The 11,446-nt window shown below is 41.0% G+C and carries 14 protein-coding genes and 1 other RNA gene; 13 read left to right on the top strand and 2 right to left on the bottom strand.

Features of this window, described 5'->3' with window-relative positions:
* Positions 1 to 296: 296 nt before the first annotated feature.
* Together EKM82_RS05280 and EKM82_RS05285 are read right to left on the bottom strand one after the other, a co-directional pair.
* Positions 297 to 500 carry a hypothetical protein gene (locus EKM82_RS05280; RefSeq protein ID WP_125767275.1) on the bottom strand — a complete coding sequence of 68 codons (204 nt, stop codon included), beginning with the start codon at positions 498 to 500 and terminating at the stop codon, positions 297 to 299.
* 92 nt (positions 501 to 592) lie between these two features.
* Positions 593 to 1,819, bottom strand: coding sequence for a DUF4097 family beta strand repeat-containing protein (locus EKM82_RS05285; protein ID WP_125767276.1), 1,227 nt, complete (start codon positions 1,817 to 1,819; stop codon positions 593 to 595).
* 207 nt (positions 1,820 to 2,026) lie between these two features.
* On the opposite strand from EKM82_RS05285, the gene EKM82_RS05290 reads away from it, so the two are divergent.
* The 13 genes from EKM82_RS05290 to ssrA all read left to right on the top strand — a co-directional run bounded on the left by EKM82_RS05290 (position 2,027) and on the right by ssrA (position 11,432).
* The gene (locus EKM82_RS05290) at positions 2,027 to 2,572 is read left to right on the top strand and encodes a VanZ family protein (RefSeq protein WP_225419665.1); all 546 of its coding nucleotides are present in this window, start codon (positions 2,027 to 2,029) and stop codon (positions 2,570 to 2,572) included.
* Between the two features lie 90 nt (positions 2,573 to 2,662).
* Positions 2,663 to 3,400 carry a YebC/PmpR family DNA-binding transcriptional regulator gene (locus tag EKM82_RS05295; protein ID WP_125767277.1) on the top strand — a complete coding sequence of 246 codons (738 nt, stop codon included), beginning with the start codon at positions 2,663 to 2,665 and terminating at the stop codon, positions 3,398 to 3,400.
* 119 nt (positions 3,401 to 3,519) lie between these two features.
* The gene (gene comGA, locus EKM82_RS05300) at positions 3,520 to 4,527 is read left to right on the top strand and encodes a competence type IV pilus ATPase ComGA (protein WP_125767278.1); all 1,008 of its coding nucleotides are present in this window, start codon (positions 3,520 to 3,522) and stop codon (positions 4,525 to 4,527) included.
* On the top strand, positions 4,481 to 5,515 hold the full coding sequence (locus EKM82_RS05305; RefSeq protein ID WP_125767279.1) for a type II secretion system F family protein: 1,035 nt from the start codon (positions 4,481 to 4,483) through the stop codon (positions 5,513 to 5,515). The genes comGA and EKM82_RS05305 overlap by 47 nt, the downstream gene beginning before the upstream one ends.
* 2 nt (positions 5,516 to 5,517) lie before the next feature.
* Complete coding sequence (gene comGC / locus EKM82_RS05310) at positions 5,518 to 5,844, top strand: competence type IV pilus major pilin ComGC (protein WP_125767280.1); 327 nt, start codon at positions 5,518 to 5,520, stop codon at positions 5,842 to 5,844.
* On the top strand, positions 5,828 to 6,271 hold the full coding sequence (locus tag EKM82_RS05315; protein WP_164508124.1) for a type II secretion system protein: 444 nt from the start codon (positions 5,828 to 5,830) through the stop codon (positions 6,269 to 6,271). Before comGC ends, EKM82_RS05315 begins: the two co-directional genes overlap by 17 nt.
* Positions 6,272 to 6,366: 95 nt before the next feature.
* Positions 6,367 to 6,918, top strand: a complete 552-nt coding sequence (locus EKM82_RS05320) for a competence type IV pilus minor pilin ComGF (RefSeq protein ID WP_125767282.1) — start codon at positions 6,367 to 6,369, stop codon at positions 6,916 to 6,918.
* On the top strand, positions 6,918 to 7,097 hold the full coding sequence (locus EKM82_RS05325) for a hypothetical protein (protein ID WP_125767283.1): 180 nt from the start codon (positions 6,918 to 6,920) through the stop codon (positions 7,095 to 7,097). The genes EKM82_RS05320 and EKM82_RS05325 overlap by 1 nt, the downstream gene beginning before the upstream one ends.
* Before the next feature lie 94 nt (positions 7,098 to 7,191).
* Complete coding sequence (locus EKM82_RS05330) at positions 7,192 to 8,205, top strand: class I SAM-dependent methyltransferase (protein WP_164508125.1); 1,014 nt, start codon at positions 7,192 to 7,194, stop codon at positions 8,203 to 8,205.
* A 13-nt stretch (positions 8,206 to 8,218) separates the two neighbouring features.
* Entirely contained in the window at positions 8,219 to 9,412 is a 1,194-nt protein-coding gene (locus EKM82_RS05335; RefSeq protein WP_125767285.1) for an acetate/propionate family kinase, read from the top strand.
* A 116-nt stretch (positions 9,413 to 9,528) separates the two neighbouring features.
* A complete protein-coding gene (locus EKM82_RS05340) occupies positions 9,529 to 9,993 on the top strand; it encodes a hypothetical protein (RefSeq protein ID WP_125767286.1) in 465 nt (154 codons plus the stop codon).
* A gap of 95 nt (positions 9,994 to 10,088) precedes the next feature.
* Positions 10,089 to 10,868 carry a Cof-type HAD-IIB family hydrolase gene (locus EKM82_RS05345; protein WP_225419666.1) on the top strand — a complete coding sequence of 260 codons (780 nt, stop codon included), beginning with the start codon at positions 10,089 to 10,091 and terminating at the stop codon, positions 10,866 to 10,868.
* Between the two features lie 197 nt (positions 10,869 to 11,065).
* Positions 11,066 to 11,432, top strand: a transfer-messenger RNA (tmRNA) gene (ssrA, locus tag EKM82_RS05350).
* The last annotated feature ends 14 nt before the right edge of the window (positions 11,433 to 11,446 follow it).

The following is an 11,446-nucleotide window of genomic DNA, read 5'->3' on the forward strand; positions in this document are numbered from 1 at the left end:
CTTGCTGGTTGTGGAACGCTGCCGGCATCGATTGATGCCAATTTTTCAAATTGTCATCAATACGAGCCTTTGTCTAATTGCTAAAGCAATAAGACAAATTTGGCGGCTGACAACCACGCCCTCCATTCTGTCCGGAGTTCATTTAGTGCACTTCAACTTTTTTAGTGCTTAAGTCAATTTTAGTGGAGTTGAGCGGCTTACTTAGAATTGTCATCACAATTATTAAACAGTAGCACCAAAATAGGTCTGCTTGACAGTCTTCTGGTTTAATTCAGAAAGCTTGTCAAACAGGCCTATTAGTTTACTTTAATCTGTTTTTCTAAGTAGTGGTACTCAATTCTGTTAGTTTCATCTGGTGGTTGCTGGGCGATTGGCGTCAGCTGTGAAATTATTCTTAGCGATTTATCGCTTAGAATAAGCCTCGAATTTGAAACAATTTGGTTTGTAATTGGTTCAAATCGACGGCCACAGCGTTCCACGCCCACAAAATCGCCCAGCAACCACCACTCTAATTAAGGAGGACTTGGCACTATTTCATCTGCTTAGACTTAAAACCAATTCAGATTGAAATTATCAGCAACTATCTTGGCAGCTAGAAAATCTTGATTGAACCACTGGTCGTTTTGGCAGTAACCGTGATTTGCGGCCGTTCGCCAACTTGGCCACTTTGTTGTCGCTGCTGCCGTGGTGTTAAGAACGTGGCACCATAAGGTAAGTTAACCCGACCAGAGTTACTCGTGGTTTGGAAATGATAGGCACGATCAGTCGGCATCTTAATGATGACTGAACCACTAGTAGTGGTGACCGCCAAATCAGCATTGATTTGACTGAAAGATAAACTCAAATTGCCACTGCGACTTTCAAAATTACCGCTACCGACTAAACCTTGACCTTGAACATTGCCAGAGTGATCAGTCAAATTTAGTTGTTTAGCGGTTAGAAATTCGCTTTCCACATTACCGCTAGTGCAATCAACATTAATTTCATCGGCTTGCAAATGCGCAAAATGAATCTGGCCACTTTTTACTTTGCCACTGATCATGCTATTGTCACGAACGCCAGTGCTTTCAGTCAACTTAAGATTGCCAGAATTACTGATCAATTGAATTTGTTCAGCCTGCAAAAAAGCGCCTTGAATCGATCCTGATGTTGTTTGTAAATGGATTTGATTAAGTTGTAAATTGTGGCTAGTAATGGTGCCACTAGTTAGACTGGTTTCAAGAATATAAGCGCCAATTAAATCGTCAATTTGTAAGTTGCCATTTTTATTCTGGAGGTAGACAAAACCGGTGAATTGGGCGGGAATTAAAATTTCAATTCGTTCACGTAAAATTGCTAAAGGAATCCGTCGCGGTTGTTCAACTTTCAATTTATCGCCCACGATTTTACCAGTGGCATAGCCGGCTGGGCGGTCAGCGTTCATGTATTCGTTGATCACCAGTTTATCGCTAACCGCAGGCGCCAAAGTAATCTTGGCATAGCGATAATCAATAAAAATTTGATTTAATTGGTCGACTGGATAAGTGAGGCTGTTGACCAGTTTAGTGGCGAAGAACCGATCATAAAGGCGGTTAAGTTGATTATTATCAAAATGATCTTCATGTGGCTGGGTCGTAATCGTGGTCAATATTTGATCAAGATCGGTTAAAGTTGCGAGTGATGCGGCCACCGCTTGCTCAGGAGTTTCACCTTGCTTGATTCGATCTTGAGTGGCTTCATTTAAGTCAGCCAATAAGTCATTATATAGTTCCGCTGTTTCTGGCGTGGCATTGAACTTTGAAAAATGTTTTTTTAAAGTTTCTTCGATTTCTGGAAACATAAGGCAACCTCTTTCAATACTTAAATTTGGATGAGACGATAAAAAATAGCAATAGAATTATTCAAGAAGTCTTTTTCTTTAAGATAAGATTTGGGTATACTAGATTTAACTGCTAGTTGAGGAATCTCAGATTGATGGAGACTCGCCAATATTTTAGCATAAATTTGAAGCGCTGTCGTGGCGATAGCGCTAGGGGAGTTTAATGTTTTGCCAACACGTCGGGAAAAAGTTTTTTTAATTTTAGCAGTCGTTATGATGCTCATTTTATTTATTAGTTCCGCCATGACTTATCAGCAACAAACCATTGTGCCGGAGTTAAAACATTTCGATTGGCCTTGGTGGCACCGAATCTTAGATCAAATGAAATTTACGTACGCTGGAAAAACAATTAGTGTAGCGGCTCAAGGCTATGCCGGCATGACTGAATTTTTGTTGCGCAAGTTGGCTCATTTTGGTAGTTATTTCTTGTTGGCTGGCTTTGGCTATTTGGGCCTACTGTCAGTGATTCCAGTTTGGGGATTCCGCTTGCCTTTAACTTGGCTGGCGGCAACAGGTTATGCAGCGCTTGATGAATTTCATCAGTTACTTACCTCGGGCAGATCACCGATGATTCAAGATGTGATGCTGGATAGTTGCGGTGCGCTTGCCGGCTTGTTGTTGGCTTTATTGATTGCTTATTTACACCAACGGCAACAAGTAAAACGTTTTGGTGCGATTAGTCAATTTTCAATGCTTAGGCCAATTGGTCGCTAGAAGTTATTGCGTCAAGGTCGATATTCTGGTATGATAGACAAGGTTTTTATCTAGTTTTACCAAGTTTGTTAATGAAAGAAGGAGAAGCGAATGTCAGGACATTCCAAATGGCACAATATCCAAGGTCGTAAGAATGCACAAGATTCAAAACGTGGAAAGATTTTCCAGAAATTATCTCGGGAACTTTACATGGCCGCAAAGGGTGGTGATCCTGATCCCGCGAACAACCCTTCATTACGCTTGGTAATGGACAAGGCGCGGGCCGCTAATATGCCGAAAGACAATATTGAGCGGGCAATCAAGAAAGCCCAAGGTGGCGAAGGCGAAAGTTACGACGAAGTCACTTATGAAGGCTATGCACCAGGTGGTGTGGCTGTCTTAGTTGAAGGTTTGACTGATAACAAAAACCGGACTGCTTCTGATGTGCGAGTTGCTTTCACACGTAATGGTGGTAGTTTAGGTGCAACTGGTTCAGTTAGCTACATGTTTGATCGTCGTGGTTATTTCGCCATTGATCGTTCAACGACTGATGCTGACGAAGATCAAATGTTAGAAGACGTGATGGATGCCGGTGCTGATGACTTACAAACATCAGATGATGTTTACGAAATCTACACTGATCCGACTGATTTTGCCACTGTTCGTGATTCATTAGAAGCAAAGGGCTACAAGTTTGCTGAAGCTGAATTAACGATGGTCCCACAAAATACTACGCCAGTTCCCGAAGATAAAGTGGAACAATTCGAGCGGATGATTGATTTACTTGAAGATAACGATGACGTGCAAAATGTTTATCACGCTGGTGTTTTGCCAGATGATGAAGACTAAATTTAAAATTACTGAACGTCTGTCCTGAAAAGGTCAGGCGTTTTTTTGTGCCTAAAAACCCCAATTTAATTAAAATATTTTGTTCGCGACCGCGTAATTAACTTTAAGGAGGTGAGGAAGTGACGATTGCAGATGAAGTGGACACACTGTTGCAACAGGCACATGGACGTGGCGATCAAGATATCTTTTTTCAAGGCATTGCCCAAGGCTGGTTAGTATTTGGTCGTCGTGGTCAGGAACGCCACTTTATGACCCAATTGGATTTGTCCCCGGGTCGAGCAATTTTAAATTATTTTAAATATCAGGCGCAAATGGATTTAAGTGAGCAACGACGACCGCAAATCGGTGCTTGGCACTACCGAACAGAACAATTGGAACTTGATTTACGCTTGGCCAGTGTTGGTGATTTTCGTCATCAGGAAACCTTGGTGATCCGTTTATTAGCCCAGATTCCTACTAAGTATCAGTTTATTAATAGCCAACGTTTTACCACGTTGACTCATTTATTGGATCAGCGGGGCTTAATTCTATTTTCGGGGCCAACTGGTTCAGGGAAGACTACTTTAATGTATTATTTAGCTCAAAAATTGGCGGTTGAGCAAACGATTTTAACAATTGAAGACCCACCAGAAATGGTGGCGCCGGATTTTATTCAATTACAAGTCAACTCGCAAGCGCTGATGTCTTATCAGTCACTGTTGCAAATCAGCTTACGTTTGCGTCCTGACGTGTTAATTATTGGTGAGATTCGCGATGAGTTGTCAGCCCAAATGGCGGCTCAGGCGGCTTTAAGTGGCCATTTAGTTTTAGCCACAGTGCATGCTCGCACTAGTGGTGGTGTGATTCAACGATTACATGAATTGCAACTAAGTCAAGCCACCCTTCGCACTTGTTTAACTGCTTGCTGTTACCAACGGTTGCTACCACTGACTAGCCAACAACAATCTGCTGACAAGCAATCACCAATTAAACTAGCAGTTCATTTGGATTTGTTATTTGGTGCCACCTTGGCAACGACCATCGCGCAGCCAGCACAATCTTTGCAAAATTGGCGCGCCGATCTGCAAACGGCACAACAAGATGGCCTTATCAGCTCAGAAACTTTCCAGAAATTCCAATACGGCTAACCAATTATTACTTAAGCCGCCAGCCTTAGTCGACTTTTTAACGCTTTGTGGCCAATTATTGGCCAGTGGTTTTACCCAAAATGAAATTGTCTTGATTGCCAATGATCTAAAAGTATTTAATACTGAGCAAATTCAAATTGTTGAACAGCAATTACAAGCTGGTGCCAGTTTTGCGACCGCCTTAAAACCTTTGATTCAATCGCCAAACTTGATGGCCCAATTACAAATTGCTGAAGGCCAAGATGCGTTAAGTCGCTGCTGCCTAGAAAATGCTAATTTATTGGCAGAACAGCAGAAACAGCGCCGCCAGCTCCACGGTCTGCTCATTTATCCAATGATTTTATTCATATTGTTACTGGGCCTAACTGGTTTTGTGCGCTTCTTTTTACAACCACAATTAACGGATTTAAATGGCGGTCAGGCAGTGACACCAATTGCTGTTCAAATTGTGCGCGTTGGCGGGCTTATTTTAGTGACGTTAATACTCCTAGTGACGCTTTATTATGCGTGTTTACCTAAATTGGCTCGACTTCGTTGTCAGATTCGTTGGCCAATTTTAGGCCAATTATCGCGGCATTATTTAACTTACGTCATTTGTACTGACCTCGGTCATTTACGAAATAGTGGTCGGCCATTGGCAGAAATGCTAACCTTACTGCGCAATTTGCCAGGGCAATCCCTGCAAGCTAGTTTGGCCCGGCAAACACAAGAAAAATTGTTAGCTGGTCAATCCTTAAAGGCTATCCTGCAAGCCGAACCATTGTTGCCAGCAGAATTAAATTTACTTTTAGGTGCTCACGCGACTGCGGAAATACAGGCCGTTGAGTTACAAACCATTGCCCGACAAAACTATCAAAAATTGATTCAGGGTCTTGAACGCTTACTAGATCAAGTTCAACCGATTTTATTTATACTGATCGCATTATTCTTAGGCGGCACTTATTTACAAATATTATTGCCGATTTATCAAATTATGAAAGGATTTTAATCATGAAGCTGACCTACTTTAAACGACAACAACAACGAAAAGCTTTTACTTTAATTGAAATGAGTTTGGTGCTTTTAATTATTGCACTGTTATTACTGATTATGATTCCCAATATTGCCCAGCAAAAAAATAAGGCTAGCGCCCAAATCGACCAAGCCTTTATTAAAAATATGGAGACACAAACGACGTTGTACCAAACTTCGGAAACAGAAAATGCGAGTTGGGCGGCTTTAGAAAAGTCTGGCTATATCAGCAGTGATCAGCGCCAAAAAGCGGAGTCACTTAACTTAGTCATCAAGGGTGACGGTAGTATTGCTACTGGTAAATAAGGCTCGGCGTTGTGCTGGCTTCACGCTATTAGAAATGAGCTTGGTGCTACTGATCATCAGCAGCGGCTTATTTGTCTTGGGCACAGCGCACACTTGGCAGCCAGCAACACAACTAAGAGAAAAATTAGCCGTGCAACAATTCAGGAGATTGTATGAAAACGGGATGAATTATAGTCTCACGCATCAAACCGGTGTGGCCATTGCTGTGCACGATAGTCAAAAAGAAGTCTTAGTATCTGATACAGCTGAAAAATGGCACCAACAAATGCATTATCCCGACAGTCTGAAATTTACGAGTCAAGGTAGCACGAAAATCCAAATTTATGCCGGAAAAGTTAAAAAGCCCAAGACACTGACTTTTACTGGTAAATCTAAAGAATATGTGCTGACGACACAATTTTATTGGGGGCGATTACGTGCGAAATAGTCGTCAAATCCCGGCGTTCCTACTGCTAGAATCTTGTCTGAATCTGAATATCATGCTGGTACTTAGCTTATTGTTATCAGGAATGGTGCTGACAAATGAACATCAAATGCAACAAAATCGACAAACATATCAAGCATTGGTGGCTGAAAATAAACAACTTAAGTTGGAATGGGCTCAAAAGCAAATGGTGCCATAAGCAAGGTGGCTTTACTCTGTTAGAAACGGCGCTTGCCTTATTTATCGTTTGCTTGTCACTACAGCTGGCCTGTTGTCACATGGCGTTGGCCCAAAAAATGCAAGCCAAAGTGACGAAATCTGACCAAGTAGAAGTGCAATTAGCTTTAATTCAATTAGAACAATTCTTGCAGGATATGGTTGTTATAAAAATTGATCAAAATGGACAAGAGGTTTGGTTAGTTGATCAGCAGAAATCGGATAAGAAGTATAAATTGAAACTTCGCAAACGGCCTTATGAAGTTGTTGTCACTAATTTGGAAGATAAGGGCTATATGCTGTTGTGGTATCGCGTCAATACGGTGAAATTTTCCTACCAGGAACCGCTTTTAAAAATGACATTGTCCATGGCTAATGGCACCAAAATACAACACTATTTTCTAATGGCCCCGCAAGAACTGGTGGAGGAGTGATGAAACGAAAACGTGGTAGTTTAACCATCTTAACTTTAGTAATGCTAACGTTCAGCCTATTGTTAATTTATTTTGTCAATGATTACTACGCCCGCCAAAATTTTGATTATCAAAATTTGATCTATTATTATCAACAGCAAAACGTTAAATTAAAGCGCTTAATCAATGATGACCATTGAATTTTACTGCTGAGTAGTTTGGGAATGACGCTTGCATATCCGTACACTTATCGGTAAAATGGCTACTAGGTTCATCATTGATTGGAGTGACTGGATGGCAACGCATTTAAATGACATAAAAGGGATTTATCAACAAATTGATGAAGCTGTCAATCTTTTACAATCAGCGTTGAATACTGATTATCTAACAGCCTTAAGTGAGACTTTGGCGAATTTAGTTCAAAAAACAGTTCATGTTGAGAACGAGGCGCCAAATCATGAAACAGTGACAAAATTGCAGCAATTATATCGGGAAATCCAGTGGACTAAGCTAACTGCTGAACAACGGTTGTCTTTAGGACAATTGTTGGTTTTTCGGCGGCAACAAGTGGATAAACCACAAGCTAACTTTCAAGCTACACCCAGTGCAGTCGGTATTCTCATTAGCTTGGTGACAACGATTATTCTCGGTCGTGAACGCACCTCTTTACAGATTACTGATCCAGTTGTTGGTACAGGAAGTTTGTTATTAACTGTTGGTCAACAATTACGCCAAACTTATCCGGAATTAACATTGACTGGTTTGGACAATAATGATGAATTGTTGTCTTTAGCTGCTTCTTGGGCAGATTTTCTCGATGATAGTTTGACTTTAGTTCATCAGGATGCAATCACACCTTGGCTAACCGAGCAGAAACCAGATTTAGTCATTGCGGATTTACCAGTTGGCTATTATCCAGTGGATTCACGGGCTGCCGAATTTGAGCTCCACGCCAAAAGTGGCCATTCTTTTGCCCATTATTTATTATTAGAGCAAAGTATTGAGGCTTTACCAAATGATGGCTGGGGTATCTTCATGGTACCTGCCAATTTATTTGAAAGTACTGGTGCCGTGGAGTTATTGCATTGGTTAACCAAACATGCTTTCTTACAAATGTCGTTAAGCTTACCGACCACAGCTTTTCAAAATGGTGCGGCTGATAAGGCGATTATTGTGTTACAAAAACATGGTGGCCGTGCAAAACAAGCTAAGGAAGTACTAATTGCTAATGTACCTGATATGAATCAAATTGATGCAATGCGCCGTTTTTCTCAGCAAATGCAGCTTTGGGCAACGGAAAACTTATAGAGGAGATTGACAGATGGTTAAGATTTTAGCAGTAAACGCAGGTAGCTCAACTTTAAAATGGAAGCTTTTTGAAATGCCAGCTGAACAAGAAATTGCTTCAGGAATGGTTGACCGTTTGGGGTTACCAGGTTCAGTTTTTTCAGTTAAATTTAATGGTCAAAAAACAAAAGATAAAATCGACATTCCTGATCAAGAAACTGCAGTGGCAATGTTGTTGAAACGTTTGTCAGATTCAGGTATTATTTCTGATTTAAGCGAAATCAAGGGCGTTGGTCATCGGGTCGTTGCTGGTGGTGAATTCTTCAAGGAATCTGCCGAAGTAACCCCAGAAAATTTGCAAAAGATTGAAGAATTGGCTGACTATGCACCATTGCACAACCCTAATGAAGCAAAAGGGATTATTGCTTTTGAACATAAATTGCCACATGCTAAACAAGTTGCTGTCTTTGATACATCTTTCCATACCACCATGCCTAAAGAAAACTATTTATATAGTATTCCTCTGGATTATTACCATAAATATGGTGCTCGTAAATATGGCGCTCATGGGACTAGTCATCGTTACGTTTCTGCCCGGGCTGCTGAAATTCTCGGTGTGCCTTTAGCACAACAACGGATGATTACGATGCACTTAGGTAGCGGCGTTTCACTGACTGCCATTAAAGATGGCAAATCTTTTGATACTTCAATGGGCTTTACACCATTAGCTGGTGTGACTATGAGTACTCGTTCTGGCGATATTGATGCTTCACTAGTTGCTTTCTTAATGGAGAAATTAAACATTAGTGATCCTAACGAAATGGTCGACATCTTGAATAAGAAATCCGGGTTATTAGGCATTTCTGGTTTGTCACCTGATATGCGTGACTTGTTAGCTAGTCGCGACGAACGTCCAGAGTCTGATTTAGCAATTAAAGTTTTTGTCAATCGGATTGTGAAATACATTGGTTCTTACGTTGCTGAAATGGGCGGCGTTGACACCTTAGTGTTCACTGCTGGTATGGGTGAAGGTTCAATTCCAGTTCGGAAGATGATCGTTGATCAATTAGGTTTCATTGGCGCTAAGCTTGATGAGAAGGCTAATGAAGTTCAAGCCGTTGAACAAATTATTTCCGCTCCTGATTCCAAAGTTAAAATCATGATTGTGCCAACTAATGAAGAATTAATGATTGTTCGTGACGTGGTACGTTTGACTGGTTTAGCTTAAAATATTTTCAGAGTAAAAAGGGCAGCTAGCTCAGCTAATTGAGTTACTGCTCTTTTTGTTTTAGACTATAAGTAATGACTTAGAAACAGGTGTCGATTTTGTGGGGAGTGTTGTTGATGTCACCAACTTATTTATGGCTGGCGTTAGTCATTGTGTTGTTTGATTTGGTTGCGCTAATTACCAACCTGGGCAAATTAACTTACCATGCTCATTGGTCAGCCACTCGGTTGATCATTGGGGCTATCCTTAGTTTGGCCTTGCTTGCTTTAATTATTTCGATCCAGCAACGGCGAGATGTAGTTCAATTAATCATTTTAGGAACTTTTCTACTCACCGTGATTACGTGGATGTTGATTCGCAAGGGGGTGGGGCAAAAGTATGTGTTGCTTTCACTGAGTACGAATGGTTTAAAAGATTGGCGAGCAATTCGTGATTTTCGCATTACAAAGTTGAGCGAACAAACAAGTCAATTGGTTTTAATTGATTTTACGCAGCGTGAATATAAATTAACGATTAATCAGAGTGAGGCTACATTGACTGATTTTGTGCAGCAACACTTACCAAAAACAGATTTGCAATAGTTTAAACGCAGCATGTTAATGGCGCCAGTCCAGAACAGGTAGTTGTATTTTTGACTGGTGGTTTTATGATTTTAAAAAGTAGTGGAGGATTTAATTTGAATACCGAATATCGTGGCGTTGTTTTTTTCGACTTAGATGGCACTTTGCTCAATGAAAATTCCGTGGTTAGTCCAGCGGTCGGTCAAGCAGTCAAGCAATTGCGTCAGAATGGCTATTTACCAGTGATCAATACGGGGCGCTCGCCATTAGAAATTGTGGCAGCTCGTGAAGCCACGGGAATTGATACTTTTGTTTCGCTGAATGGCAGTTATATTGAGCACCGGCACCAATCGCTTTATCAAGGCAAGATTGAAACCGAAATTGTTCAACGAGTTGTGACGTTGGCTGATAAATTAGGGGATCAAGTCGCTTTTTATACGACTGATCAAATTAAAGCCAGTGCCCATAGTCAGGATTTGGCGGATGCGTATAATTTGATTCATACGCCAATTCCGGCAGTCGTACCTGATTTTTATTTACATCATGATATTTTGATGTTGCTGTTGTTAACAAGAACCAATGACCATTTTTATCATGAGCAATTACCAGAGTTGACTTATTATCGGAATAGTCCGTTTTCAATTGATACGGTGCGCAAGGGTAATTCTAAAATGCATGGTATCAAAACTTTAATGGCTAATTTGAATTTAGTTGGGTTGCCAACTTATGCCTTTGGTGATGGGCCTAATGATTTGCCAATGCTCAGTTATGTGGATCATCCAGTCGTCATGGCCAATGGCATTGCTGAGGCTAAGGCCCAGGCTGAATTTATTACGAAAAGTAATCGGGAAGATGGCATTGTGACCGGATTACAACATTTTGGCTTGATTAAGTAGTGCTGATAATGGCGAAAACAAAAAATGTCCGGCCATTAAAATTGTGTTTAGCTGTGGTTGTCACGGCTGCTTCTTTAGTATTAGCACAACGACGAATCCCGCTGCGGCGAGTAAAATAGTTGTTAGGTTATTTGTGCTAGCTGGGTAACCACTGCATTTTTGGCGGCTTCATGTTATAATATTAGAGTGCCGAATTTGGGGGTGTTCTGGATTCGACATGTGTATCTGTGCGCGAATTGCATTCCGTAGGTTACGTCTACGCTAAAACGTTACAGTTTATATAACTGCAAACAAACAAAATTCTTACGCAGTAGCTGCCTAAAAACCAGCTAGCGTGATCCTGCTGAATTTGCCTAAGGTTCAGATTCTGGGTCTCAAATTAATTAGGCTACACTTAATTACGCGGTCCGAATAATTAAGAAGAGCTTATCAGACTCGTTGTTGATGGTTAGCCAGGTGGTGCGGCGCGCATCAACGATTAAATTTTAAATAGTACTACTATGAATGTAGACGTTGGCGTGGCAGTATGCATGGACAGGGGTTCAATTCCCCTCACCTCCATACAGCTTTATACAATT

The sequence above is a fragment of the Lapidilactobacillus wuchangensis genome (assembly GCF_003946645.1).
GTDB lineage: Bacteria > Bacillota > Bacilli > Lactobacillales > Lactobacillaceae > Lapidilactobacillus > Lapidilactobacillus wuchangensis.